Raw genomic sequence first — 25304 nt, forward strand, 5'->3', positions numbered from 1 at the left:
GAAGCAAAGGTTCGCTACGCGCAACTTGCCGCCGACCTCGCCAACCCGCCGCCCGCGCCAAGGCAGCTGGCGGCGGAGTAGGGTGTAGCCACAAATTCATTCGTCGCCCCGGCGAAGGCCGGGACCCATTACCACCGCAGTTCGTTGTTGTGCAACGCTGCGGCCACAGCTCGCTCTCACCACACAATCCTGTGGTTATGGTCCCGGCCTTCGCCGGGACGACGAATGAATTTGCGGATACCGTCTCGCCTGACGGAATATTATCGCGCTTGCCAAGGTCGCAGCGGCGGTTCAGAAAAACGCTGGAGATGAAGAAACGCCAGCGGAGAGCGATTTGACCATCAAGGGCAAGGCCTACATTGCCGGGATCTACGAACATCCCACCCGGCATGCACCCGATAAATCAACAGCACAGCTTCACGCCGAGGTCGCCAAGGGCGCGATCGAGGATGCCGGGCTGACCAAGGACGACATCGACGGCTATTTCTGCGCCGGCGACGCGCCGGGCGGGCTGTGGCCGATGGTCGATTATCTCGGCCTCAACACCAAGAAGCTGCGCCATGTCGATTCCACCGAGACCGGTGGCTGTTCCTATCTGATCCATCTCGGCCACGCCGCCGAGGCGATCGCCGCGGGCAAGTGCTCGGTCGCGCTGGTCACGCTGGCGGGCAAGCCGCGCACCGGTCCGATGCCGCCGCGCGCGTCCGGCGCCGAAGCCGATTTCGAATCCGCCTACGGGGCTACCACACACAATGCCTATGGCATGTGTGCCATGCGCCATATGCACGACTACGGCACCACCTCCGAGCAGCTCGCCTGGATCAAGGTCGCGGCCTCGCATCACGCGCAATACAATCCGCATGCGATGCTGAAGGAGGTCGTCACCGTCGAGGACGTCCTGAACTCGCCGATGATCTCCGACCCGCTGCACCGGATGGATTGCTGCGTCGTCACCGACGGCGGCGGCGCGATGATCGTCACCACGCCGGAGATCGCCAAGAGCCTGAAGAAGCCGCTGGTGCGGCTGATCGGCCATGGCGAGGCGATGAAGGGCCCGCGCGGCGGCAAGGATCTCGACCTGACGTACTCGGCCGGCGTGTGGTCCGGGCCGCGCGCGTTCGAGGAAGCGGGCGTGACGCCGAAGGACATCAAGTACGCCTCGATCTATGACAGCTTCACCATTACGGTGCTGATGCAGCTCGAGGACCTCGGCTTCTGCAAGAAGGGCGAGGGCGGCAAATTCGTCGCGGACGGCAATCTGATCTCCGGCGTCGGCAAGCTGCCGTTCAACACCGATGGCGGCGGCCTGTGCAGCAACCATCCGGTCAACCGCGGCGGCATGACCAAGATCCTCGAAGCGGTGCGCCAGCTGCGCGGCGAGGCGCATCCGAAGGTGCAGGTGAAGAACTGCGACCTCGCGATCGCCCACGGCACCGGCGGTCTGCTCGGCGTTCGCCACGCCGCCTCAACCTGCATTCTGGAGCGTGCGTGATGTCTGAAGCGAAGAAGTACAATGCCCCGGTCACCAATCCGGAGACCGCGCCGTTCTGGGAAGCGGCCAAGGCCGGTAAGTTCATGATCAAGCGCTGCACCACCTGCGGCGAAGCGCACTACTTCCCGCGCGCGATCTGCCCGTTCTGCTTCTCCGACAAGACGGTGTGGGAAGAATCGAGCGGCGAGGCCACGGTCTACACCTACAGCCTGATGCGGAAGTCGCCGACCGGCCCTTACGCGATCGCCTATGTGACGCTGAAGGAAGGCCCGTCGCTGCAGACCAACATCGTCGATTGCGATCTTGAGCAGGTGAAGATCGGCCAGAAGGTGAAGCTGGTGTGGAAGCCGACCGACGGCGCGCCATTGCCGTTCTTCACGCCGGCCTAAAAAGTACCTTCCCCCCTTGCGGGGGAAGGTGGCAGCCGAAGGCTGCCGGAAGAGGGGTTCTCTCCGCGAGAGAGATGAGTGTGTGGAGGCAACCCCTCTCCCAAGCGAGCTTGTATTTGATGCCAGTGTAGCCCTCTCCCGCAAGGGGAGAGGGCGCAATAACGGGCAGCAGAAAGAGAAGTTTCGGGGAGAGAACAACAATGCCGATCGTGTACGAACAGCTGATGGCCCTGAAGAACCTCGGCCAGAAGTACAGCTACAGCGACCGCGACGTGATGCTCTACGCCTATGGCATCGGCATGGGCGCCGATCCGATGGACGAGAAGGAGCTCGCCTTCGTCAACGAGGGCGTGCTGACGCCGCGTCCACTGAAAGTGGTGCCGACCTTCGCCTCGGTTGCGGCCTGGGGCGCCGGCCCCGGCGAGATGAACCTCAACCGCGTGATGGTGGTCGACGGCGAGCGCGACATCACCTTCCACAAGCCGTTCGCGACCGCAGCCCACATCACCGCCGACTCCACGGTCCTCGATGTCTTCGACAAGGGCAAGGACAAGGGCGCGGTGATCCGCCACCAGACCGTGCTGAAGGACGAGAAGGGCGAGAAGCTCGCGACGCTGGTGGCCTCGCGCTTCGCCCGCGGCGACGGCGGCTTCGGCGGTCCGTCGGACGGCCAGCCCGAGCCGCACAAGGTGCCGGAGCGCGCGCCGGACAAGGTCGTCGACATCACGACGCGGCCCGACCAGGCGCTGGTCTACCGGCTCTGCGGCGACCGCAACCCGCTGCACTCCGATCCGGAGTTTGCGAGAAAGGCCGGCTTCCCGCGCCCGATCCTGCACGGCATGTGCACCTACGGCATCACCTGCCGCGGCGTGCTGCAGACCTACGCCGACTACGATCCCTCCGCCTTCAAGCAGCACGTGGCGCGGTTCTCCTCGCCGGTGTTTCCCGGCGAGACCGTGACCATGGAGCTGTGGAAGGACGGCAACGTGGTGTCGTTCGAAGCCAAGGTGAAGTCGCGCGGCGTCACCGTGATCAGGAACGGCAAGACGGTGCTGGCGTAAGCGGCGAGGGCGGTGCGCTCCCTCGCCCCGCTCTTACGGGGTCGAGACGAGCGAAGCTCGCTCTTAGAGGGTGGGGTGAGGGGCTCTCACCGCGAGCAGTGACCGTGGTGAGACCCGTACCCCCTCACCCGGATCGCAAGGGCGATCCGACCTCTTCCCGCAGGCGGGGAGAGGTGAACAAGCAAGAACAAACCGGAGAAAACAACCATGGGATTACTCGACGGCAAGGTGGCGCTGATCACGGGCGCCGGCGGCGGACTTGGTGAGGCCTACGCAAAGCTGTTCGCGCGCGAGGGTGCCGCTGTCGTGGTCAACGATCTCGGCGGTCCGCGCGACGGTTCGGGCTCCGACACGTCGATGGCCCAGAAGGTGGTCGATGCGATCAAGGCCGAGGGCGGACGCGCGGTCGCCAACGGCGCCGACATTTCGACGATGGCCGGCGGCCAGTCGGTGTTCGACGACGCCATCAAGCATTTCGGCCGCGCCGACATTCTCGTCAACAACGCCGGCATCCTGCTCGACGAGACCTTTCACAAGGCCAAGGAAGCCAACTGGGACAAGGTGATCAAGGTGCACCTCAAAGGCACCTTCTGCTGCACCCAGCCGGTGTTCAAATGGATGCGCGACAATGGCGGCGGCGTCATCGTCAACACGTCCTCGACCTCGGGGCTGATCGGCAATTTCGGCCAGACCAATTACGGCGCCGCCAAGGGCGGCATCTGGGGCCTGTCCAACGTGCTGGCGATCGAGGGCCGCAAGTACAACATCCGGATCTGGACGCTGGCGCCGGGCGCCTTGACCCGCATGACCGCGGACCTGCCGCGCTACAAGGAGAACCCGGGCGCGGCGCTCGGGCCCGACGGCATCGCGCCGGCCGTGCTCTATATGGTCAGCGATCTCTCGGGCGACCAGACCGGCAAGGTGCTCGGCGTCTCCGGCCCGCGCGGCGTCCGCGAGATGCGGATGATGGAAATGGAGGGCTGGACGCCGCCGTTCACGGGCTGGAAGGCCGAGGACATCGTGACCCACGCCAAGGAGATCTTCTTCTCGGAGGAGGACATCAAGAAGTCGGCGCGGCGGTTCAAATAGGGCGCCGATTTACGGGTGCGGCCCATCCCCGATGCGCAATGGCGCATCGGGGAATGGCGCTGTATAGAGGGCGGGAACAAACGAGGCAGACATGACAAAACTCACCGCCCAGGCCGCTGGAACCTTCGCCATCGCGCCGACCCCGTTCCATGACGACGGCCGCATCGACGAGGCCTCGATCGACCGGCTGACCGATTTCTACACCGATGTCGGCTGCGACGGCGTCACCGTGCTGGGCATCCTGGGCGAGGCGCCGAAGCTCGATGCTGCCGAGGCCGAGCAGGTCGCGCTGCGCTTCGTCAAGCGCGCCAAGAAGCTGCAGGTGATCGTCGGCGTCTCGGCGCCGGGCTTTGCCACCATGCGCGCGCTGGCGAAGAAATCGATGGATGCCGGCGCCGCCGGCGTCATGATCGCGCCGCCGCCGCATCTGCGCACCGACGACCAGATCACAGGCTATTTCAAGCAGGCGCAGGAAGCGATCGGCGACGATATTCCCTGGGTGCTGCAGGATTACCCGCTGACGCTCACCGTCCAGTTCACGCCGGCGGTGATCCGCAAGATCGTGATGGACTCGCCGTCCTGCGTGATGCTCAAGCACGAGGACTGGCCGGGGCTGGAGAAGATCACCGCGCTGCGCAACTTCCAGAAGGATGGCTCGCTGAAGCCGATGTCCATTCTCGTCGGCAATGGCGGCCTGTTCCTCGATTTCGAGATGGAGCGCGGCGCCGACGGCGCGATGACCGGCTATGCCTTCCCGGAGCTGCTGATCGACGTCGTCAACCTGTCCAAGGCCGGCAAGCGCGATGCGGCGCATGACCTGTTCGACGCGCATCTGCCGCTGATCCGCTACGAGCAGCAGCCCGGCGTCGGCCTCACCGTGCGCAAATACGTGCTGCAGAAGCGCGGCATCATCTCGTCCAGTGCGCAGCGCAAGCCGGGCGCCGTGATCACGGCGCAGGCGAGGGCGGAAGTCGACTATCTGCTGTCGCGCGTGGCGCGCACCGACCGCCGCGCCTATCTGCAACCGCAATCCAGCGCGGCGGGCTAGGACCATGGCCGAGATCGCTGCCACGCGCCCCGCGTCCACCGTGCTGCTGCTGCGCGACGGCGCGGCGGCGAACGAAATCGAGATCTTCATGATGGTCCGCCATCACCAGATCGAGTTCAACTCGGGCGCGCTGGTATTTCCGGGCGGCAGCGTCGACAAGAACGACAAGGAGATCGCGGCCAGCCCCGCGCTGTATTCCGGCGGCGAAGGGCTCGACGTCGACGCGCTCGGCTTCCGCATCGCCGGCATCCGCGAGACATTCGAGGAGAGCGGCATCCTGCTGGTGCGGCCAAAGGGGTCGTCCGAGCTGGTCGATGCCAAACGCGCCGACGCGCTGGCGCTCGCACACCGCACCGCGCTGAACGAAGGCAAGATCACTTTCCAGCAAATCCTCACCGACAACGGCCTCGTGCTCGCGCTCGACGCGCTGGTGCCCTACGCGCACTGGATCACGCCGGAGGGCATGCCGAAGCGGTTCGACACCTGGTTCTTCCTCGCCGCGGCGCCACCCGAGCAGCTCGGCGCCCACGACGGCAAGGAATCCACCGACTCGATCTGGGTGTCGGCGCGCGATGCGCTGGAAGGCGGCGAGAGCGGCCGCTTCAAGCTGCCGTTCCCGACCACCCGCAACCTGATCCGGCTCGGCAAGCAGCCCAGCGTCGCCGCCGCGCTTGCCGACAGCAAGGGCAAGTCGATCGTCACGGTGATGCCGGTAATGACCAAGACCGCCACCGGCCGCCAGCTCCGCATCCCCAAGGAAGCCGGCTACGACGGCGAGGTGTTCGAGGTCGGCGCGCTGGGCTGAGCCCGTCATCCCCTCATCTTGAAGATCGGGTCTGATTCACCAGCGTCGCAACACATTTGCTGTCGTCCCGGCGAAGGCCGGGACCCATAACCACCGCTGTCCATTGCTCCGCAACGCTGGGCCACTGCTTTCTTCAACAACACAACGCTGTGGTAATGGGTCCCGGCCTTCGCCGGGACGACGATGGGGAAAGAGCAGCGCCTCCTTCACACTTCGGTCTAGATCGAAGAATCATCAATTCCCGCCGGGATAGTTTCCGTCCCAATCCACCGAGACGGAATCTCCGCCATGACCACCACCGCGCGCCAGCCCGGCATGGCCTTGGAGTTGGCCCTGCTGCTCGCGCTCGCCACCCTCTGGGGCGGCTCCTACACCTTCATCAAGCTCGGCGTTGCCACCATTCCGCCGATCACGCTGATCGCGGCACGCACGGCGATCGCGGGCGTCTTGCTGCTCGTCATCATGCGCCTGCGCGGCGTGACGATGCCGACGGATGGCGCGGCCTGGCGCCGCTTCGTCTTCCAGGCCTGCCTCAACAGCGTGATCCCGTGGACGCTGATCGCCTGGGGCGAGCGCTTCGTCGATGCCGGGCTGACCACCATCCTCAATTCGGCCTCGCCGATCTTCACCTTCCTGTTCACCGCCATCGTCACCCGCCACGAGGCGGCGAGCCCGCGAAAACTGTTCGGGGTGATCGCCGGCATGGCCGGCATCTGCATGATCGTCGGCGTCGATGCGTTCCGCGATCTCGGCACCGGGATCGTGGCCGAGGTCGCGATCGTGGCGGCCACTGTCTGCTATGCCTGCGCCGCGATCTTCAGCCGCGGCTTCAAGGGGCTCGATCCGATGGCGCCGGCGGCCGGCTCGCTGCTCGCGGGCGCGGCGATCCTGATCCCGCTCAGCCTCGCCGTCGAGCGGCCGTGGATGTTGTCGCCGTCGACCAGTTCGCTCGCGGCGCTGCTGGCGCTTGCCGTGTTCTCGACCGCGATCGCCTTCGTGATCTATTTCCGCCTGATCCAGACCCTCGGCTCGGTCGGCACCACGGCGCAGGCCTATCTGCGGGTGCCGATCGGGGTTGCACTCGGCGTCGTCTTTCTGGATGAGCGGCTGGGCCCGACGGCCTGGGCCGGGCTCGCCTGCGTCGTGATCGGCGTGGCCGCGATGACAATCCCGGTGCGCGAGGCTGCAGCCGCCTGAAGTTTCGCCTGCCGAACCCGGCTGTCCGGGCTCAGCCCCCGGGGACTTCAGGGTGACCCGGATCACACCGCGTGTCGTGTTGGCGCTGCAGCATGTTCCCCTCGGCCCGTAATTTCCCGTATATTACCGCCGACAGGAGCCTGGCCTCGATCACATGACCGCTGAATTGCCGCCGAATTCGCCGGAGCCGCGAGCGTTTTCCCTCTCGATCGGCCAGCTCACCTTCGGCAGCTTCCTGCTGGTGCTGGCTGTGATCATCATCACATCCACCGCCAGCGTCATCGCCATCCGTCACATCGACGCGACCTTTGCAGAGCTGCAGCGGCTGCAGAGCGTCGGCGACATCGCCGAGGATATCGACCGCCGCATGAACGAGCTGCGGCTCGCCGCGCGCGACTTCGTTACCGAGCCCGGGACCCAGTCGGCCCAGGTCGCCGAGGCCGCCCAGTCGCTCAGCGAGATCCTGAAGAAGACCCGGATCGAGCTTGCTCCCGAGCAGCAGGACATGATCGACGGCGTCACCCAGCGGCTTGCGACCTATCGCGGCGGCATCGAGCGCATCTCGGCGCTGCTCAGCCGCCGCGCCGAATTGGTCGCGGACCTGCCGCCGCTGCGCGATGCCTTCGACAAGGCGGTCGCGGCGAGCGCCGATGCCGCCCTGGCGAGGGCGCTGTTGCAGACCCAGAGCCGCATCGGCACCGCGCTGCTGGCGCACAACACCTCGGCGGCCGAGCAGGCCGCGCAGAGCATGCGTGCGATGACCATCGCAGATCCCGCCTTGCGCGCCGCAGTCGACAATTATGCCCAGGCGATCGTCGCGATCTCAGTGCGAGAAGGCCAGATCGCCGATATCGACAAGGAGGTGCTCGGCGAGGAGGGCCGGCTGATCCAGCGCGTCACCGAGCTGCTGCGCGAGCTCAGCACAAGGCGCGGCCATGTGCTGGCGCGGGATTTCGCACGCACGCTGGCCGAGGCGAAGTGGCAGAGCATCGTGCTCGGCACCGCCGGCGTGCTGATCGGCCTGTTCGCCGCGGTGCTGGTGGTTCGCCGCACCGTGCGCCCGCTGGCCAAGATCGCCGGCTCGATCCGCAAGGTCGCGGGCGGCGAGAAGAGCGCGTTCATCCCGGGCGCCGACCTCGACAACGAGATCGGCGACATCGCGCGCGCCGCCGAGGTGTTCCGCCAGACCCTGGTCGACGCCGACACCGCGCGCGAGGCCGCGCTGCGCGCGCTCGCCGAGCAGCGGCTCGCCGAGGAGAGCTACCGCAAGCTGTTCGAGGCCTCGGTCGAAGGCATCTACGTCACGACGCCGGGCGGCACGCTGCTCAACGCCAATCCCGCGCTGGCGCGGATGATGGGTTATGCCACGCCGCAGGATCTCATCAACGGAATCGGCGATATCGCCTCCACCGTCTATGTCGACGCCGAAGCGCGCGCGCAATATCAGCGGCTGATGATGCGCGACGGCATTGTGCGCGACTACGAGTACCAGGTGCGATCGCGCGACGGCACCGTGCTGTGGCTGTCCGACTCCGCCACGGCGGTGCGCAACGACGACGGCGAGGTGATCCGCTACGAGGGCACGGTGCGCGACATCACCGACCAAAAGCGCGCCGAGGACGCGATCGCCGAAGGCCGCCGCCTGCTGCAGATGGTCATCGACACCGTGCCCGCGGTCATCAACGTCAAGGACAGCGAGCTGCGCTACGTGCTGATGAACCGCTACATGGCCGGCATCTTCGGCATCGAGCCGCAGGACGCGATCGGCCGCACCACCGCCGAGCTGATGTCGCGCTATGGTGCCGCCAAGACCGACGAGAACGACAAGCGCGTGCTGTCGGCACGACGCGAGCTCGGCTTCTACGAGGAGGAGTACGAGGATTCCGCCGGCAACATGCGGCAATGGCTGGTTAACAAGCTGCCGATCCTGGATGCGCAGGGCGAGATCGAGAACATCGTCACCGTCGCGCTCGATATCGGCGAGCGCAAGCGTTCCGAGCAGGAGATGCGCAAGGCGAGGGATTCCGCCGAGGCTGCGCTGCGCAATCTGCGGGAGACCCAGAACTCGCTGATCGAGGCCGAGAAGCTCGCCGCGCTCGGGCGCCTCGTGGCCGGCGTTGCGCATGAGGTCAACAATCCCGTCGGCATCAGCCTGACGGTGGCCTCCGCGCTGGAGCGCAAGACCGCAACCTTCGCCGGCCAGGTCGAGCGTGGCGACCTGCGTCGATCGAGTCTCAACGAATTCCTGGCCACGACGGCGGATGCGTCCTCGCAACTGGTCGCCAACCTCAACCGCGCCGCCGAGCTGATCCAGTCGTTCAAGCAGGTCGCCGCCGACCGCAACTACTCGGACCAGCGCAGCTTCGATCTCGGCGATCTCACCGAGCAGGTGGTGATGAGCCTGCGGCCAGGGCTGCGCAAGCACAACCTGACGCTCAACGTCGATTGCGAGCCGGGCCTGATCATGAATTCCTATCCGGGTCCGTACGGCCAGGTGCTGACCAATCTGTTCCTCAACGCGGTCGCGCATGCGTTTCCGGACGGCAAGGCCGGTGAGGTCGACATCCAGGTGCGCGCGTCGGGCCGGGACAATGTCGAGGTGATCTTCTCCGACAATGGCTGCGGCATGAGCCTCGACGTGCGCCGCCGCGCCTTCGATCCGTTCTTCACGACGCGCCGCGACCAGGGCGGCACCGGGCTCGGACTGCACATCGTCTACAGCATCGTCACCACGCGCCTCGGCGGCCGGCTCGATCTCGATTCCGAGCCGGGCCGCGGCACCCGCATCCAGATCATCCTGCCCCGCACAGCCCCGCTCGAACAGGCCGCGGAGTAGGGCAAACCTCGCTGAGTGACGGTTTGTTGGGGTTGCGTTCCGGCTAATTCACATCCGCGAGCTTGTGCAATGTGGCGCCGAAGATCTGGCTCGCCTTGCCGACCAGCGCGGTGCCGCTCATGGTGCCGCGGGTGTCGGTGAAGGTGCCGGTCACGCCGATGCCGACCGGGGCCGGGCCGCCGAACAGCGGATTGTCGGTGTCGCGTGGTGTTGTATGCCGCTGCACCAGCACTTCGCCTTTGAAGGTGTCGCCCTTCACCGTGTAGCTGCCGGTGTAATAGAGATACGCGTCGCCGCCTAGGATCTGGCCGTCGCGAAACAGGATCACACCGCTGCCCTTGCCGACGCGTCCGTCGAGCAGCGTGACATGGATCGAATACAGCCCGTTCTTCATAAGGTCCCGCTTTGCCGGCCGTCCGCGCCCACGGAAAGCCGGTTGGTTTTTTATGCCAAAGCGAGCAACCTCGTGCAATGCGGCAGGTTAATTCCGGGGGCATCCGGAGCTGGTCCGAACCCTCGGTTGCTGCCAGCCGGTGTGACGGTGCGATGACGCGGACCGTGCGCGCGAATCAATTTGGCCCGCGAAATGCATAGCTCTGTTTGCACTGGCCGGTGAGTGCTGGAGCAAGAAACAGATGGCAGATCGCATGGAAGTTGGCGACGCTTCGGCGCGCCCCTGTGTTGACACTGGAACTTTGGCCCGCCTGCGAGCCGGCCGTGTGACAGCCTCACTGAGGCTCGGACCTGTTCTTGGATTCTGGATTGGAGTTATGACGCTGCTGGCCGCCGCAGCGCATCTGGCGCAAGCGCGTGATCTCGATGGCCGCTATGCGAATTCGCCGCTCAAGCAATGGTTCGACGGGCTGCGCAGCGGCAAGGGACCGTGCTGTTCGGATGCCGACGGCAGCGCCGTCAGCGACGTCGACTGGGAGTCGAAGGACGGACACTATCGCGTCCGCCTCGACGGCCAGTGGATCGACGTGCCCGACGAAGCCGTCATCACCGAGCCCAACCGCATCGGTCGTGCCATGGTCTGGCCGATCCGCGGCTACATGGGCATCACGATCCGCTGCTTTATGCCCGGCAGCATGACATAGCCGCATCGAGGCGCGCCTGCGTGGCCTTCGAGACGCGCGCGAGCGCGAACCTCAACTTGCTCGGTGTCATCGCCCGGCTTGCCGCCTCCGCTAAAGCTCCGGCGTGCCCGAGATCGCAAGCCTGGTCGAAGCCTTGGCGCAGACGGGACCGGGCGATCCAGTACGCCGCGGCCTCTCCGCTCAAGGACAACTGTCTCTGGAATACTGGATCGCCCGGTTCACGCCGGGCGATGACAGTGGTGGGTGAGGCTTCACGCACTCTCAGGGGTGACGGGAGAGCACCGCGGCTGCGCTAGCCGCCTTTACGCGTATTTCGCGTCGCGCTCGAGCAGCTCGATCGAGATGCCCTGCGGGCCGCGGATAAAGCAGATGCGCACGCCGGGGCGGATCGTGGTCGGCTCCTTGGTGAACTCGACGCCCTTGGCCTTGATCTCGGCGGCGACCGCGTCGATGTCCTTGACCGTCAGCCCGAAATGGTCGAGGCCCTGATAGGGCGTCACCGGCGGCGCGTTGACGCCGTCGCCGGCAGTGACTTCGGCGATGAATACCTTGGCGCCGCCGAGCGCGACGTCAATGCGGCCGGGACCGCGAATGATCTCGCCGCCGAGAATATCGCGAAGCCACGCGGCCGTCGCTTCGGGATCGGGACTGCGCAGGTGGATGTGGTCCCAGGTGACGGTCGGCATCGCGATCTCCTTGGCTGTCTTGCGCCTTGCAGCGCTCATTCTGAAGCGGCGCAAATCTAGCCGCCGGCCATCGGCAATGCCATCCTCGCCGCAATATTGCCGCCCAACAATGAAACTAATTTCGTGATCGGCGATTGTCTCGCGTGGCGCCCCGGATCGGTGAACTGCGCGGAGCCCGCGTGACGTCTTGGTGCGGGGCGCAGGCTGGAGTGGATGCCGGGTGAGGGCACGGCGATGCGGTTCGGGCTGGCATCGTTTCCAAATCAAATTCCGAAGGTCGGCCATGCGCGGCTTGGTGCTGCGCGTCTGGGCGCATGGAGTCTTTGCGCCAGTTTTGCCCTGCCGGTGATCGGCATCGCCGGCATCACCGCATGGCTGATGCTGCCCGAGCCGAGCGATGCAGGCGATGAGAGCGTCGCTCCGGCCGCCGCGATCGTCCTCACGGCCAAGACCCCCTCTGACGAAACAGGGCCCGCGCGGGCCACGACGGAAACGCCGTCGGCCGTCGCTCCGGCTGCATCGTCCAGCGAACCTGCCACGGTTGGGCTGGCGCCCTTGGTCCCCTTGGCGCCGGAGGCGAGGTCCACAGAACCCCTGGCCGAAAAATCGCCGCTCGACGGCCTGCGGATTGCGCGTCAGTCCTGGCGGCGAGGTGGGCTGGGCTCCAAAGCGCTGATCACCTTGACGCTGCGTAACCGCAACGATTTCGCGGTCAAGGATATCGAGATCGCCTGCGCCTTCGCCCGCCGCGACGGCAGCCACCTGACCGAGCGCAAGCGGCTGCTGACCGACCCTATCGCCCAGAAGAGCCGCAAGACCTATTCGCGGATGCTGGTCGGATTCGTAAACGTCAATGCAAATAAGGCGAAATGTTCCGTGGTCACCGCCAGCCGCCTCTAAATTCGCCATCCCGAAAAAGTGACCGGCCGGAGTGAACCGAAATCGGCAGGCAGGAACTAAATAACAGATCGCCAGTTACTTGATGGCCCGGCCGTCCCGGATGGCGATCTTCAGGCCAATCATGCGCAATCGATGAATCGGCGCGCGATGACAGACGTCATCGTGCGCCAAGAGAGTTGAACCGCGCCGGTGGCGCGGGGGAGCTACCAAATGCCAGTGGCGCGTTACTTCCTGTTTGTCGGCGGAGTCCTGCTCGCGCTGCTTTTCGCCGTTGACGCCCTGGTCCCGCAGGGGGCCGTCGTCGCCAGCTCCTCCCTGTCATCGCCGGGTATCGACAAGAGCACGGTCCGGATCCACTCCACCCAGAAGCTTCCCGAGCGGGTGGTGTATGATACCAGCCTGCCGACCATCGTGCCGTCGCAGGTCAACGCGGTGGCCGCCGCCGCGCCGACATCCGCCCAGTCGCGGGTCCGCGACACGTTTGCCCAGTTCATTCCAGGCGACAAGAACGACGCCCGCAACAAGTCGGCCGAGGCCAAGGTCGCGGAAGCAAAGGTGGACACGCAGGCCCAGCCGGTGCAGGCGCCAAAGAGGCACAAGGTCGCGCGTCGGGCCCACCCGCCGACCCAACCGCAGCCAACGCGCTATGCGCAGCCGGGCCTGTTCCAGCCCTATCGGGTCGCCCAGCAGCAGCCGCGTTTCGGCTTCTTCGGCGGCTTCGGGACCTGGTAAAGCCTGATCAGCAGATCACATCGTGAATAAGCCGCGGCGAGTGCCAGCGGCGGCTTTTTCAGTTTCAACGCACCCGTGCCGGTCGCGGCCGGCAAGCGCGCCTAAAGCATGATCCGGAAAAGGGCGAAGCGGTTTTCCAAAAAGATCATGCTCAAACAAAGAGCTAAAGCGCGATGACGATTCAACCAAATCTCATCGCGCTTAGCGCGGCAGGCGCGGAATCTTGTCGGCAAAGCCGTTGTAGCAGGTCAGCCGCTCGTCCTCTTCCTTGACGAAGCGGCACTCATTGACGCCCTTGGCGGGAGCGGCCTTTGCCTTGGGCTGCGGCTTGAAAATCTCGTCGTAGCAGTTCAGCCGCTCCTTGGTGGCGTCTTCGATGTCCTGGCAGGCCTGGAGCTTCTGGGCGGCCGATGACGCCGGCTGCTTGCCGGCCGCGGCACCCTTCTCGCCCTTCTTGGCGGCCGGTTTCTTGCCGACCTGGACCAGCGGCTTGTCGCCAACCATGGGCTGCGGCGAGGCGGCCGAAGCCGGCGGGGGTGCCGTTCCGCCAGCCGTTCCCTGGGCGAGTGCGGCGGCCGGAACCAGGAGCGCCAGCGCGAGGAGGATATGTCTCATGTCGAAAATGTCCGAAATGGCGTGATGACCGGAAGGGTGGCGCCGGAGATCGGAAAAGCCCGGCAAGCGCGGTGGTTTAGCGCAAGTTTCGCGGAAATCCTACCCTCTCCCGGTTGGGGAGGCGGTGCCGGGGCCAGTCGTACACAGATCGCGGAGTTAATAGGTCGCGCGGCCGCCGGAGATGTCGAAAACGGCACCGGTGGAGAAGGCGCAATCCTCCGACGCCAGCCACGACACCATGGAGGCCAACTCCTCGACCAGCACGAATCGGCCCTTGGGGATCTTCGACAGCATGAAGTCGATGTGCTGCTGGGTCATCTGGTTGAAGATCGCGGTCTTCGCCGCGGCCGGCGTCACCGCGTTGACCAGGATGTCGTGCTGCGCCAGTTCCTTGCCGAGCGATTTGGTCAAGGCGATCAGGCCAGCCTTCGACGCTGAATAATGCGCGGCGTTCGGATTACCCTCCTTGCCGGCGATCGAGGCGATGTTGACGATGCGGCCGTATTTCTGGCCGATCATCACAGGCACGATCGCCTTGCAGCAGATGAAGGGCCCGTCGAGGTTGATGCGCATCACTTTGCGCCAGTCATCCAGCTCGGTCTCCCAGACCGGTTTGTTGGCGCCGGTGATGCCGGCGTTGTTGACGAGGATGTCGATCTTGCCGAACTGGCGCAGCGTCTGGTCGCGTGCGGCGTCGACCGCGGCGGGATCGCTGACATCGGTCTTGAGCGCGATCACGTTCTCGCCGATCTCCCGGGCGGTCTGCGCAGCCAGCGGCTGGTCGAAATCCCAGATCGCGACCCTGGCGCCGGAAGCGACAAAGCGCTCGGTGATCGCGCGGCCAAATCCTTGCGCGCCCCCGGTGACGACGGCACAGCGGCCGCCAAGATCGATCTTGTTCATTGATATATTCCTTTGTCGTTTCCTCGAACGCGGCGGCGGTGGGCTCCCTCGCCCCGCTCGTCGGGGAGAGGATTGGAGCTCAAAGCGTCCAGCCGCCGTCGATGACGTGGGCGACGCCGGTGGTGAAGGAGCTCTCGTCGCTGGCAAGATAGACGGCGAGTGCGGCGATCTCCTCGGCGGTGCCGAGCCGGCCCATCGGCTGGCGCGCCACGAACATCTCGAGCCCGTTCGGACCTGCGGTCGCCGCGCGCTCGAGCATCGAGGGCGTCTCGATCGTGCCGGGGCAGATGCAGTTGCAGCGGATGCCCTTGGTGATGAAATCGGCTGCGACCGACCGCGTCAGCGCCGCGACCGCCGCCTTGGTCGCGCTGTAGACGTAGCGGTTCGGCGCCGCCTTCACCGCGCCCGCGGCCGACGCGATGTTGACGATCGCGCCGCCGCCCTGCGCCAGCATGCCGGGCAGGAAGGCGCGGGTGGTACGGTGCATCGACTTGACGTTGAGGTCGAAGGAGAAGTCCCAGTCCTCGTCCGAACAATCCAGCGCGGTGCCGTGATGCACGAAGCCGGCGGCGTTGAGCAGAATGTCGGTCTTGCCGGCGTGTTTTGCCATTGCCTCGACAGCGGCGGTGTCGCGCACGTCGAGCCGCGCAACCTCGGCGACGCCCTCGCTCCTGAGCAGCGCGAGCTTGCCCTCGTCGATATCGGTCGCGAACACGCTCGCGCCCTCGCGGGCAAAGGCCAGCGCGCAGGCGCGGCCGATGCCGACGGCCGCCGCCGTCACGAACGCGCGTTTGCCCTTCAGGCGGTCTGACATGGGTTTCTTCCTTCAGCTCGTGCAATTGATTTCCAGTGTCATGCGCGGGTTTGACCGCGCATCCATCTTCAGAAGAGTGACGGATTGCCGGGTCAAGCCCGGCAATGACGGATTGAGGCGTCAGTGATTATCGCGGGCAACGCCGACCTTGCCGGCGATGTCCTGGTAGCGCGTCGCGAGTTCAAGGCAGGCGCCGGTGGCCTGCTGGCCGACGGTTTGGCGGTAGAGCTCCTGCCACGGCGTCTGGTTGGCCGGGTAGGGGAAGCCGCCCTTGGCCTTCAACTCGGCGCGGCGGGCGCGCAGCTCGTCCTCGGAGATCATGATGTTGGCGCTGCCCTTGTTGAGGTCGATGCGCACCGTGTCGCCGGTCTTGAGGATCGCGAGCCCGCCATCGGCGGCGGCTTCCGGCGAGGCGTTGAGGATCGACGGTGAGCCCGAGGTGCCGGACTGCCTGCCGTCACCGATGCAGGGCAGGGATAGGATGCCGCGTTTGATCAGGGCCGCCGGCGGCTGCATGTTGACCACCTCGGCACCGCCGGGATAACCGATCGGGCCGGTGCCGCGGATGAACAGCACGCAGTGCTCGTCGATGCCGAGCGCGGGATCCTCGATCCGCGCGTGATAATCCTCCGGGCCCTCGAACACGATGGCGCGGCCCTCGAAAGCGTTGAGGTCGTTCGGGTTGGACAGGTAGCGCTCGCGGAATTCCTTCGAAATGACGCTCGTCTTCATGATAGCGGAATCGAACAGGTTGCCGCGCAGCACGATGAAGCCGGCGTCCTTCACCATCGGCTTGTCGTAGCTCCAGATCACATCGCCGTCGGGCTGCGGCGCGTCCTTGCAGTTCTCGCCCACGGTGCGGCCGTTGACGGTGAGCGCGTTCTCGTGGATGCGCTTGTGCTTGATCAGCTCGCGGATCACCGACGGCACGCCGCCGGCGCGGTGATATTCCTCGCCAAGATAGAAGCCGGCCGGCTGCATGTTGACCAGCAGCGGCACGTCGTGGCCGTATTTCTGCCAGTCATCGATCGAGAGCTCGACGCCGACATGGCGCGCCAGCGCGTTGATGTGGATCGGCGCGTTGGTCGAGCCGCCGATCGCGGAGTTGACCACGATGCAGTTCTCGAACGCTTCGCGGGTCAGGAAGTCGGAGGGCTTGAGGTCCTCCCAGACCATGTCGACGATGCGCTTGCCGGTCTCGTAGGCGATCTGGCCGCGCTCGCGATAGGGCGCCGGGATCGCCGCGCAGCCCGGCAGCGAGAAGCCGAGCGCTTCCGCCAGCGAATTCATGGTCGAGGCGGTGCCCATGGTGTTGCAGTGCCCGATCGACGGCGCCGACGAGGCCACGATCTCGATGAACTGCTCATAGTCGATCTCGCCGGCGGCGAGCCGCTCGCGGGCCTTCCACACCACGGTGCCGGAGCCGGTGCGCTGGCCCTCGTGCCAGCCGTTCAGCATCGGCCCGCCCGACAGCACGATCGCCGGCAGGTTGACGGTCGCCGCCGCCATCATGCAGGCCGGCGTGGTCTTGTCGCAGCCGGTGGTCAGCACCACGCCGTCGAGCGGATAGCCGAATAGGACCTCGACCAGGCTGAGATAGGCGAGGTTGCGGTCGAGTGCGGCGGTCGGCCGCTTGCCGGTTTCCTGGATCGGGTGGGTCGGAAACTCCATCGCGATGCCGCCGGCGGCGCGGATGCCCTCGCGGACCCGGTGCGCGAGATCGAGGTGATGCCTGTTGCAGGGCGATAGGTCGTTGCCGGTCTGGGCGATGCCGATGATCGGCTTGCCCGACTGCAATTCCTCGCGCGTCAGCCCGTAATTGAGATAGCGCTCGAGATAGAGGGCGGTCATGCCCGGATTGTGCGGGTTGTTGAACCACTCCTGGGAGCGCAGCTTGCGCCCCTTGCCCTTGCCGCTCGTTTGGCCGGCGGTGTCGTGCCCGTTGGTGTGGGGTTTTGTCATTGGTTTCTCCCGCAATGCAAAGTCGCATCGGCCCGTTCAAGGGCTCTGATTTCTGCCTGTTCTACCTCGCGCAAATCGTTGCGCATTACAAACCCGATCGATCACGCACAGGTGTTGCCATGAAGGAATTGGACCTTAGTTGAACGCTTTTGGTTGCGCTATCATTTTGTCGTTTTCCGCGTCATGTTTGATGCTGCTGCCGGGTGCCTGTCAGCCGCGCCGGGTCGAGCTTTGCCGTTCGATGACGCTGAAGCCGAGATCGACCACAGACTCGGCGGGCCGCCGTCCCGCCAGCGTCTCGAGCACCATCATGGCAGCGTTCCTGCCCATTTCGTAGCGGTTGGTGCGCACGCTGGTCAGCGTCGGCACGCTGGAGGCCATGAATTCGAGGTCGTTGAAGCCGACGATCGCCATCTGGTCGGGCACCACCATGTGCCGGCGCTTGCATTCGAACAGCGCGCCGAGCGCGAGGTCGTCATTGACGCAGAACACGGCCTCGATATCCGGCGCCTTGGCGAGCAGATCGGCGAACAGCGCGCCGCCGAGCGTCATCGAGGTCGGCACCGCCGTCGTGACAATGAGCCGCTCGTCGAACAGCCCCGCGTCGGTCATCGCGGAGCGGTAGCCGTCGAGCCGCCGCTGCACCCGCGGGTCCATGCGCGCGCCGAGGAAGCCGATCCGGCGGTAGCCCTGGTCGAGCAGATGGGCGATGGCTGCCTTTCCCGCATCAAAATGCGAGAATCCGATCATCATGTCGACCGGCGCGGAGCCCAGCTCCATGATCTGGACGATCGGACAATCGACCGACTCCATGATGTGGCGTGAATCCGCGGTCTGGTTGATCCCGGTGACGATCAGTCCGGCCGGCTTCTGTGCCAGAAACAGCCGCAGCAGCCGCTCTTCCTGGAGGATGCTGTAGCGAGTGTTGGCGAGCTGGATCGAGTAGCGGCTGCCGTCGAGCGCGTCATAAATGCCGCGCAGCACGTCGGCGAACACGTTGTTGGTCAGCGACGGGATCAGGACGCCGATCACCTCTGTGCGCTGCGAGGCGAGCGCCCGCGCGGCGAGGTTCGGGACATAGCCAAGTTCTTTTGCCGCACTCTCGACCCGCGCGCGCTTGCCGATGGAGAGGGCCTCGGGATTCCTGAAGAACCGTGACGCCGTGATCGGGCTGACACCGGCGAGCTTGGCGACCTCGGTGAGCCGAATCTTGCCTGGCGTGATGCGCTTTCGGGCCATTTGCCGCTCATATCACAGGCAGGCTTGCGGACAAACTGATATTGACAGCGCTACCAACCGGTTGCTAATCGAACGATTGCCAAAACCGTGTAAACTGCGGACAATAACAGCAGTCCAACAGCGCCGTGCGCCCAGCGCGGCCGGAACAAAACAGAGCGGTCGCGGCATCAGTCGTACGCCGCCGGGAACTTGAGGGAGGGAAGTGGATGTCGTCGGTCCAGATTCGCGACGTGCGGAAATCGTTCGGCAATTTTGAAGTCCTGCACGGCGTGACGATCCCGATCGAGGACGGCGAGTTCGTCGTTCTGGTCGGCCCCTCCGGCTGTGGCAAATCGACCCTGCTGCGCATGCTCGCCGGACTCGAGAACATCACCTCGGGCACGATCTCGATCGGCGACCGCGTCGTCAACAATGTCCAGCCCAAAGAGCGCGACATCGCGATGGTGTTCCAGAACTACGCGCTCTATCCGCACATGACGGTTGCGGACAATATGGGATTCTCGCTCAAGCTGCGCGGCGCCAAGCCGGAGGAAATCTCGACCGGCGTCAAGCGCGCCGCGGAAATCCTGGCGCTGACCCCGCTGCTCGATCGCTATCCGCGGCAGCTGTCCGGCGGCCAGCGCCAGCGCGTCGCGATGGGCCGCGCCATCGTGCGCGATCCCCAGGTGTTCCTGTTCGACGAGCCGCTCTCCAACCTCGACGCCAAGCTGCGCGTCGCGATGCGCACCGAGATCAAGGAACTGCATCAGCGCCTGCGCACCACCACCGTCTACGTCACCCACGACCAGATCGAGGCCATGACCATGGCCGACAAGATCGTGGTGATGCATGACGGCATCGTCGAGCAGATGGGATCGCCGCTCGAACTCTACGACAAGCCGGAGAACCAGTTCGTGGCCGGCTTCATCGGCTCGCCGGCGATGAATTTCCTGAAAGGCCAGGTCAAGGTCAACGGCGCCGCTTATTTCGAGGGTCCGAACGGTGTCAAGCTGCCGCTGGCATCGGCGCCGGCCAATTCCGACGGCAAGCCCGCGGTCTACGGCGTCAGGCCCGAGCATTTCACCATCGCCGATGATGGCGCCGAGGCGGAGATCGTGGTGGTCGAGCCGACCGGGTCGGAGACCCAGGTGTTCGCCAAGCTCGGCGGCGAGCAGGTCGTCGCCGTGTTCCGCGAGCGCCATCTGTTCAACCCCGGCGACAAGGTCCGGCTGAAGCCGGATCCGGGGCTGGTTCATCTGTTCGACGACTCGACGGGGAAGCGACTTAACAGCTGACTGATTGACTGCTGCAACGGCTGATCAACAGGCCGGGCTCAAAAAAATAATAAAAATCATTCATAGGGAGGAAGGACGATGCACGATTTCACTCGCCGCTCGCTGCTTCAGGGCGGCACCGCGCTGGCCGCAACCGGCATGCTCACCGGGCCCGCGCTGCTTGATTTCGCCAGGGCATGGGCGCAGAGCGCGCCCTGGAAGGCCGAGCCCGGCGCCAAGCTCACCGTGATGCGCTGGAAGCGCTTCGTGCCCGCTGAAGACGACGCGTTCAACGCGATGGTCGCGGCGTTCAAGACGGCGACCGGCACCGAGATGAACGTGTTCAGCGAGTCCTTCGAGGATGTGCAGCCGAAGGCCTCCGTCGCCGCCAACACCGGCTCGGGTCTCGACCTCGCCTGGGGCCTGCACACGCTGCCGCAGCTGTTCCCGACCAAGGTTCTGAAGATGAACGACGTTGCCGACTATCTCGGCAACAAATATGGCGGCTGGACCGACGCTGCGGCCAAGACCTGCAAGCAGGGCAATGACTGGCTCGGCATCCCCGTCGCCACGATCGGTGGTTACCTGACCTACCGCAAATCGGCGGTGGAGAAGGCGGGCTTCAAGCAGGTGCCGTCGGACTTCCCGGCCTATCTCGAGCTCTGCAAGGCGCTGAAGAAGAACAATACGCCGGCCGGCTTCGCGCTCGGCCATGCCACCGGCGACGCCAATGCCTGGGTGCACAACGTCCTCTGGGGCCACAACGCCTGGACCGTCGACAAGGATGACAAGGTCATCATCAACTCGCCGGAGACGATGAAGGCGCTGGAATACGCCAAGGCGCTGTCGGAAACTTTCATCCCGGGTGTCGCGTCCTGGAACGATTCCTCCAACAACAAGGCCTTCCTGTCGGGTGAACTGTTCCTGACCTCGAACGGCATTTCGATCTATGTCGCGGCCAAGGACGACCCGAGCAAGAAGGAGCTGACCGAGGACATCGGCCATGCGCTGTGGCCGGTCGGACCGATCGGCAAGCCGACCGAGCTGCAGCTCGCGGTTCCGATCCTCGCCTTCAACTTCACCAAATATCCGAATGCGGCAAAGGCGTTCATCGCCTTCATGCTGGAGAAGGAAAACTTCGAGAAGTGGCTGTCGGGCGCGCGGGGCTATCTGACCCAGACGCTGAATGCCTACGACTCCGCGCCGGTGTGGACCGCCGATCCGAACAATGCGGTGTTCGCCCAGGCCTCCAAGCGCGCGCTGCCGGCCTCCGGCATCGGCACGCCCGGCGAGAAGGCGGCGACCGCGATCGCCGACTTCATCGTGGTCGACATGTTCGCGAACTACTGCACCGGCGCCAAGGACGGCAAGGCCGCGATGGCCGAGGCCGAGCGGCAGCTGAAGCGTATCTATCGCTGATGTGATCGGCGCGGGCGGCATGCCGCCGCCCGCGCGCGATCATTGGAATGCCATCATTGGACACTTGCGTCGTCATGCTCATCACATGAGCAATCGGGACATCGCTTATGGCTGACATCGCCCTTGCGCCGCGGCGCGCGAAAACCGAAATCCGCGAAGCGACCGCCTGGGAGCAGCTGCGCCACAACCGGAACTGGCTCGGCTTCTGGTTCATGCTGCCGGCGATGGCCTTCCTGATCTTCTTCCTGGCCTATCCGCTCGGGCTCGGGATCTGGTTGTCCTTCACCGACACCCGCATCGGCCGCGTCGGGCACTTCATCGGCACCGAGAATTACGAATGGCTGTGGGATGACGCCATCTTCTGGCTGTCGGTGTTCAACACGCTGATCTACACCTTCATCGCCAGCGCGATTAAGTTCGCAGTCGGGCTGTATCTCGCGCTGCTGCTCAACGAGCGCATGCCGTTCAAGGCGCTGCTGCGCGCCGCCGTGCTGATCCCGTTCATCGTGCCGACCGTGCTGTCGGCGCTGGCATTCTGGTGGATCTTCGATTCCCAGTTCTCGATCATCTCCTGGTCGCTGAAGCATCTCGGGCTGATCACGCAGAACATCAACTTTCTCGGCGACACCACCTGGGCCCGCATCTGCGTGATCTTCGCCAATATCTGGCGCGGCGTGCCGTTCGTCGCGATCACGCTGCTCGCCGGCTTGCAGACGGTGCAGCCCTCGCTCTACGAGGCGGCAACGCTGGACGGCGCTTCGCGCTGGCAGATGTTCCGCTTCATTACCTATCCATTGCTGACGCCGATCATCGCCGTGGTGATGACGTTCTCGGTGCTGTTCACCTTCACCGATTTCCAGCTGATCTGGGCGATGACCCGCGGCGGCCCGGTCAACGCCACCCACCTGATGGCGACGCTGTCCTATCAGCGCGCGATCATCGCGGGGCAATTGGGTGAGGGCGCCGCAATCTCGAGCGCGATGATCCCGTTCCTGCTCGCCGCGATCATGGTATCCTGGTTCGGTCTGCAGCGCCGCAAGTGGCAACAGGGAGAGAGCAATGACTGATCTCTGCCGCGTCACTCCATTATTCGCGCGAACGGGGCGGGCCCCCGCGCGCGCGGGGAGAAAGCAATGACTGATCTTCCTGCACAGAAGGTCGATCTCAAGTCGATCCTGTCGACGCCGGCCCGCGTCGACAACAGTGAGGGCATGAGCTACCTGCAATCGGTGCCGCGGCGGATCGTGACGCTGTACATCCCGCTGACGATCATCGTCGTGATCCTGCTGTTCCCGTTCTATTGGATGGGGCTGACCGCGATCAAACCGGACGAACAGCTGCTCGACCTCGACAAGTACAATCCGTTCTGGACCTGGAATCCGACGTTCAAGCACATCCACAAGCTCTTGTTCGAGAGCTACTATCCGCACTGGCTCTGGAACACGATGTATGTCGCCGTCGGCGCCACCGTGCTGTCGATCATTGCCAGCGTGCTCGCGGCCTATGCGATCGTGCGGCTGCGCTACAAGGGCGCCAATCTGGTCGGCGGGCTGATCTTCCTCGCCTACCTCGTGCCGCCGTCGATCCTGTTCATTCCGCTGGCGACCGTCGTGTTCCAGTACGGCCTGTTCGACTCGCCGCTGGCGCTGATCCTGACCTATCCGACCATCCTGATCCCGTTCTCGACCTGGCTGCTGATGGGCTACTTCAAGACCATCCCGTTCGAGCTCGAGGAATGCGCGCTGATCGACGGCGCCAGCCGCTGGCAGATCCTGATCAAGATCGTGCTGCCGTTGGCCATTCCCGGCCTGATCTCGGCCTTCATCTTCTGCTTCACGCTGTGCTGGAACGAGTTCATCTACGCGCTGACGTTCCTGCAGTCGACCCCGAACAAGACGGTGCCGGTGGCCATCGTCAACGAGTTCGTCGACGGCGACATCTATCGCTGGGGTTCGCTGATGGCAGGGGCGCTATGCGGCTCGCTGCCGCTGGTTATTCTTTACGCCTTCTTCGTTGAGCATTATGTCTCGGCGATGACGGGCGCTGTGAAGGAATAAGCGCGCAAGGCCCGCATCTGAATTCGAAGAGAAGAAAAGGAGCAGGGTCGTGCACATTCTGATTCTCGGCGCCGCCGGCATGGTCGGCCGCAAGCTGACGGAGCGCTTGCTGCGCGAGGGACGACTCGGCAACCGCGACATCGGCATGATGACGCTGCAGGACGTGGTCGCGCCGGAGAAGCCCGCGGGCGCAAAGATCCCGGTCAAGGTGGTGGCTTCCGATTTCGCCGATCCCGGTGCAGCAGCGCCGCTGATTGCCGAGCGCCCGGACGTGATCTTCCATCTTGCCGCGATCGTGTCGGGCGAGGCCGAGGCCGAGTTCGACAAGGGCTACCGCATCAATCTCGACGGCACGCGCTATCTGATCGACGCGATCCGCGCGGTCGGCGGCGGCTACAAGCCGCGTCTGGTGTTCACGTCCTCGATCGCGGTGTTCGGCGCGCCGTTCCCGGAAAAGATCGGCGACGAGTTCTTCCACACGCCGCTGACCAGCTACGGCACCCAGAAATCGATCTGCGAGCTCCTGATCAACGATTACACCCGCAAGGGCCTGCTCGACGGCATCAGCATTCGTCTGCCGACGATCTGCGTGCGGCCGGGCAAGCCGAACAAGGCGGCCTCGGGCTTCTTCTCCAACATCATCCGCGAGCCGCTCGCCGGCGAGGAGGCGATCCTGCCGGTCTCCGAGGACGTGCGGCACTGGCATGCCTCGCCGAAATCGGCGGTCGGATTCCTGATCCACGCCGGCACCATGGATTTGAATGCCATGGGCCCGCGGCGCAATCTCAGCATGCCCGGAATGTCGGTGACCGTCGGCGAGCAGATCGCCGCGCTGGAGCGTGTCGCCGGCAAGAACGTCGTCGCCCGCATCAAGCGGGTGCCCGATCCGACCATCATCGGCATCGTCTCGGGTTGGCCGCGCGATTTCGTCGCCGACCGCGCCCTGAAGCTCGGCTTCACCACGGCCGAAAAGACCTTCGACGACATCATCCGCATCCATATCGAGGACGAACTCGGCGGCAAGTTCGCCGCCTGAGCATGATCCGGCGAACGCGGCGTTTGCGATGAGCAGGGTTGCCAGCATCGGCGAATGCATGATCGAGCTGCGCCAGGGTCCCGGCGCGCAGCCCGGCGGTCTTTATTCGCGCGGCTACGGCGGCGACACGCTCAACACCGCCGTCTACATGGCCCGGCTCGGCGTCGACGTCGATTACATCACGGCTCTCGGCGACGACGCGTTGAGCGACGAGATGATCGCGGGCTGGGCGGCGGAAGGCGTCGGGACCAAACGCGTCGCCCGGCTGCCCGGCAAGCTGCCGGGTCTCTACATGATCCAGACCGACGACAAGGGCGAGCGGCGCTTCTTCCACTGGCGCGACAGCGCGGCGGCGCGCAGCCTGATGGATCTGCCCGAGACGGACGTGATCCTGAATTCGCTCGCCACCTACGACCTCGTCTACCTCTCGGCGATCACGCTCTCGATCCTGCACGAGGAGGGACGGGAGCGGCTGATAGCGGCGCTGAAGCGTGCGCGGCTGCTCGGGACCCGGTTTGCCTTCGACACCAACTTCCGCGCCCGCGGCTGGCCCGATCTCGGTGTGGCACGAAAGGTCTTCTCCGCCGCGTTCGAGACCGCAGACATCGTGCTCGCCTCGACCGATGATCTGGCGCCGCTCTACCCCGGCGAGAGCAACACTGCGCTGCTCGCCG

General features: G+C 65.2%; 24 protein-coding genes. 17 read left to right on the plus strand and 7 right to left on the minus strand.

Features of this window, described 5'->3' with window-relative positions:
- Positions 1–334: 334 nt before the first annotated feature.
- From J6500_RS28910 to J6500_RS28945, 8 genes are all read left to right on the plus strand, one after another.
- A complete protein-coding gene (locus tag J6500_RS28910) occupies positions 335–1492 on the plus strand; it encodes a thiolase family protein (RefSeq protein WP_225646197.1) in 1158 nt (385 codons plus the stop codon).
- Complete coding sequence (locus J6500_RS28915) at positions 1492–1881, plus strand: Zn-ribbon domain-containing OB-fold protein (protein WP_139484404.1); 390 nt, start codon at positions 1492–1494, stop codon at positions 1879–1881. The genes J6500_RS28910 and J6500_RS28915 overlap by 1 nt, the downstream gene beginning before the upstream one ends.
- Positions 1882–2081: 200 nt before the next feature.
- Positions 2082–2942, plus strand: coding sequence for a MaoC family dehydratase (locus tag J6500_RS28920; RefSeq protein ID WP_225716106.1), 861 nt, complete (start codon positions 2082–2084; stop codon positions 2940–2942).
- 207 nt (positions 2943–3149) lie between these two features.
- Complete coding sequence (locus J6500_RS28925) at positions 3150–4031, plus strand: SDR family oxidoreductase (protein ID WP_225716107.1); 882 nt, start codon at positions 3150–3152, stop codon at positions 4029–4031.
- A 91-nt stretch (positions 4032–4122) separates the two neighbouring features.
- Positions 4123–5079 (plus strand): dihydrodipicolinate synthase family protein, encoded by a 957-nt coding sequence (locus J6500_RS28930; RefSeq protein WP_225716108.1) that lies wholly within the window; start codon positions 4123–4125, stop codon positions 5077–5079.
- A gap of 4 nt (positions 5080–5083) precedes the next feature.
- Complete coding sequence (locus J6500_RS28935) at positions 5084–5884, plus strand: NUDIX hydrolase (protein ID WP_225716109.1); 801 nt, start codon at positions 5084–5086, stop codon at positions 5882–5884.
- A 288-nt stretch (positions 5885–6172) separates the two neighbouring features.
- Positions 6173–7081, plus strand: a complete 909-nt coding sequence (locus J6500_RS28940; RefSeq protein ID WP_225716110.1) for a DMT family transporter — start codon at positions 6173–6175, stop codon at positions 7079–7081.
- A 154-nt stretch (positions 7082–7235) separates the two neighbouring features.
- The gene (locus J6500_RS28945) at positions 7236–9917 is read left to right on the plus strand and encodes a PAS domain S-box protein (RefSeq protein WP_225716111.1); all 2682 of its coding nucleotides are present in this window, start codon (positions 7236–7238) and stop codon (positions 9915–9917) included.
- 43 nt (positions 9918–9960) lie between these two features.
- Here J6500_RS28945 and J6500_RS28950 read toward each other — a convergent pair whose 3' ends face one another.
- On the minus strand, positions 9961–10311 hold the full coding sequence (locus tag J6500_RS28950) for a GrlR family regulatory protein (protein WP_225716112.1): 351 nt from the start codon (positions 10309–10311) through the stop codon (positions 9961–9963).
- 376 nt (positions 10312–10687) lie between these two features.
- Between J6500_RS28950 and J6500_RS28955 the strand changes: the two genes are divergently transcribed.
- Positions 10688–11014, plus strand: coding sequence for a hypothetical protein (locus J6500_RS28955; RefSeq protein ID WP_225716113.1), 327 nt, complete (start codon positions 10688–10690; stop codon positions 11012–11014).
- Positions 11015–11316: 302 nt separating this feature from the next.
- Here the strand turns inward: J6500_RS28955 and J6500_RS28960 are convergent, their stop codons facing one another.
- Positions 11317–11700 (minus strand): VOC family protein, encoded by a 384-nt coding sequence (locus J6500_RS28960; protein ID WP_225716114.1) that lies wholly within the window; start codon positions 11698–11700, stop codon positions 11317–11319.
- A gap of 213 nt (positions 11701–11913) precedes the next feature.
- On the opposite strand from J6500_RS28960, the gene J6500_RS28965 reads away from it, so the two are divergent.
- Positions 11914–12600, plus strand: coding sequence for a hypothetical protein (locus J6500_RS28965; protein ID WP_225716115.1), 687 nt, complete (start codon positions 11914–11916; stop codon positions 12598–12600).
- Between the two features lie 210 nt (positions 12601–12810).
- Positions 12811–13332, plus strand: coding sequence for a hypothetical protein (locus J6500_RS28970; protein ID WP_225716116.1), 522 nt, complete (start codon positions 12811–12813; stop codon positions 13330–13332).
- Between the two features lie 201 nt (positions 13333–13533).
- Here J6500_RS28970 and J6500_RS28975 read toward each other — a convergent pair whose 3' ends face one another.
- The 5 genes from J6500_RS28975 to gntR all read right to left on the minus strand — a co-directional run bounded on the left by J6500_RS28975 (position 13534) and on the right by gntR (position 18865).
- A complete protein-coding gene (locus J6500_RS28975) occupies positions 13534–13947 on the minus strand; it encodes a hypothetical protein (RefSeq protein ID WP_225716117.1) in 414 nt (137 codons plus the stop codon).
- Positions 13948–14103: 156 nt separating this feature from the next.
- The gene (locus J6500_RS28980; protein WP_225716118.1) at positions 14104–14850 is read right to left on the minus strand and encodes an SDR family NAD(P)-dependent oxidoreductase; all 747 of its coding nucleotides are present in this window, start codon (positions 14848–14850) and stop codon (positions 14104–14106) included.
- A gap of 79 nt (positions 14851–14929) precedes the next feature.
- Complete coding sequence (locus J6500_RS28985; protein WP_225716119.1) at positions 14930–15664, minus strand: SDR family oxidoreductase; 735 nt, start codon at positions 15662–15664, stop codon at positions 14930–14932.
- Between the two features lie 120 nt (positions 15665–15784).
- Complete coding sequence (locus tag J6500_RS28990) at positions 15785–17626, minus strand: IlvD/Edd family dehydratase (RefSeq protein WP_225716120.1); 1842 nt, start codon at positions 17624–17626, stop codon at positions 15785–15787.
- A 210-nt stretch (positions 17627–17836) separates the two neighbouring features.
- A complete protein-coding gene (gene gntR / locus J6500_RS28995; RefSeq protein ID WP_225716121.1) occupies positions 17837–18865 on the minus strand; it encodes an HTH-type transcriptional regulator GntR in 1029 nt (342 codons plus the stop codon).
- 206 nt (positions 18866–19071) lie between these two features.
- On the opposite strand from gntR, the gene J6500_RS29000 reads away from it, so the two are divergent.
- The 6 genes from J6500_RS29000 to J6500_RS29025 all read left to right on the plus strand — a co-directional run.
- Complete coding sequence (locus J6500_RS29000; RefSeq protein WP_225716122.1) at positions 19072–20139, plus strand: ABC transporter ATP-binding protein; 1068 nt, start codon at positions 19072–19074, stop codon at positions 20137–20139.
- A 78-nt stretch (positions 20140–20217) separates the two neighbouring features.
- Positions 20218–21537 carry an ABC transporter substrate-binding protein gene (locus J6500_RS29005; protein WP_225716123.1) on the plus strand — a complete coding sequence of 440 codons (1320 nt, stop codon included), beginning with the start codon at positions 20218–20220 and terminating at the stop codon, positions 21535–21537.
- Between the two features lie 107 nt (positions 21538–21644).
- Positions 21645–22604, plus strand: coding sequence for a carbohydrate ABC transporter permease (locus J6500_RS29010; RefSeq protein WP_225716124.1), 960 nt, complete (start codon positions 21645–21647; stop codon positions 22602–22604).
- Positions 22605–22670: 66 nt separating this feature from the next.
- Entirely contained in the window at positions 22671–23594 is a 924-nt protein-coding gene (locus J6500_RS29015) for a carbohydrate ABC transporter permease (RefSeq protein WP_225716125.1), read from the plus strand.
- A 49-nt stretch (positions 23595–23643) separates the two neighbouring features.
- On the plus strand, positions 23644–24630 hold the full coding sequence (gene denD / locus J6500_RS29020) for a D-erythronate dehydrogenase (protein WP_225716126.1): 987 nt from the start codon (positions 23644–23646) through the stop codon (positions 24628–24630).
- A 28-nt stretch (positions 24631–24658) separates the two neighbouring features.
- Positions 24659–25304, plus strand: a 646-nt coding sequence (locus J6500_RS29025; RefSeq protein WP_225716127.1) for a sugar kinase, incomplete at its 3' end; no start/stop codon positions are given.

The organism is Bradyrhizobium semiaridum, from assembly GCF_020329505.1.
In the GTDB taxonomy this organism is placed as follows: domain Bacteria; phylum Pseudomonadota; class Alphaproteobacteria; order Rhizobiales; family Xanthobacteraceae; genus Bradyrhizobium; species Bradyrhizobium semiaridum.

Coding starts and splice junctions, on each gene's coding strand:
- J6500_RS28915 (WP_139484404.1), top strand. CDS start 1,492: ATGTCTGAAGCGAAGAAGTACAATGCCCCGGTCACCAATCCGGAGACC.
- J6500_RS28920 (WP_225716106.1), top strand. CDS start 2,082: ATGCCGATCGTGTACGAACAGCTGATGGCCCTGAAGAACCTCGGCCAG.
- J6500_RS28925 (WP_225716107.1), top strand. CDS start 3,150: ATGGGATTACTCGACGGCAAGGTGGCGCTGATCACGGGCGCCGGCGGC.
- J6500_RS28930 (WP_225716108.1), top strand. CDS start 4,123: ATGACAAAACTCACCGCCCAGGCCGCTGGAACCTTCGCCATCGCGCCG.
- J6500_RS28935 (WP_225716109.1), top strand. CDS start 5,084: ATGGCCGAGATCGCTGCCACGCGCCCCGCGTCCACCGTGCTGCTGCTG.
- J6500_RS28940 (WP_225716110.1), top strand. CDS start 6,173: ATGACCACCACCGCGCGCCAGCCCGGCATGGCCTTGGAGTTGGCCCTG.
- J6500_RS28945 (WP_225716111.1), top strand. CDS start 7,236: ATGACCGCTGAATTGCCGCCGAATTCGCCGGAGCCGCGAGCGTTTTCC.
- J6500_RS28950 (WP_225716112.1), bottom strand. CDS start 10,311: ATGAAGAACGGGCTGTATTCGATCCATGTCACGCTGCTCGACGGACGC.
- J6500_RS28955 (WP_225716113.1), top strand. CDS start 10,688: ATGACGCTGCTGGCCGCCGCAGCGCATCTGGCGCAAGCGCGTGATCTC.
- J6500_RS28960 (WP_225716114.1), bottom strand. CDS start 11,700: ATGCCGACCGTCACCTGGGACCACATCCACCTGCGCAGTCCCGATCCC.
- J6500_RS28965 (WP_225716115.1), top strand. CDS start 11,914: ATGCCGGGTGAGGGCACGGCGATGCGGTTCGGGCTGGCATCGTTTCCA.
- J6500_RS28970 (WP_225716116.1), top strand. CDS start 12,811: ATGCCAGTGGCGCGTTACTTCCTGTTTGTCGGCGGAGTCCTGCTCGCG.
- J6500_RS28975 (WP_225716117.1), bottom strand. CDS start 13,947: ATGAGACATATCCTCCTCGCGCTGGCGCTCCTGGTTCCGGCCGCCGCA.
- J6500_RS28980 (WP_225716118.1), bottom strand. CDS start 14,850: ATGAACAAGATCGATCTTGGCGGCCGCTGTGCCGTCGTCACCGGGGGC.
- J6500_RS28985 (WP_225716119.1), bottom strand. CDS start 15,664: ATGTCAGACCGCCTGAAGGGCAAACGCGCGTTCGTGACGGCGGCGGCC.
- J6500_RS28990 (WP_225716120.1), bottom strand. CDS start 17,626: ATGACAAAACCCCACACCAACGGGCACGACACCGCCGGCCAAACGAGC.
- gntR (WP_225716121.1), bottom strand. CDS start 18,865: ATGGCCCGAAAGCGCATCACGCCAGGCAAGATTCGGCTCACCGAGGTC.
- J6500_RS29000 (WP_225716122.1), top strand. CDS start 19,072: ATGTCGTCGGTCCAGATTCGCGACGTGCGGAAATCGTTCGGCAATTTT.
- J6500_RS29005 (WP_225716123.1), top strand. CDS start 20,218: ATGCACGATTTCACTCGCCGCTCGCTGCTTCAGGGCGGCACCGCGCTG.
- J6500_RS29010 (WP_225716124.1), top strand. CDS start 21,645: ATGGCTGACATCGCCCTTGCGCCGCGGCGCGCGAAAACCGAAATCCGC.
- J6500_RS29015 (WP_225716125.1), top strand. CDS start 22,671: ATGACTGATCTTCCTGCACAGAAGGTCGATCTCAAGTCGATCCTGTCG.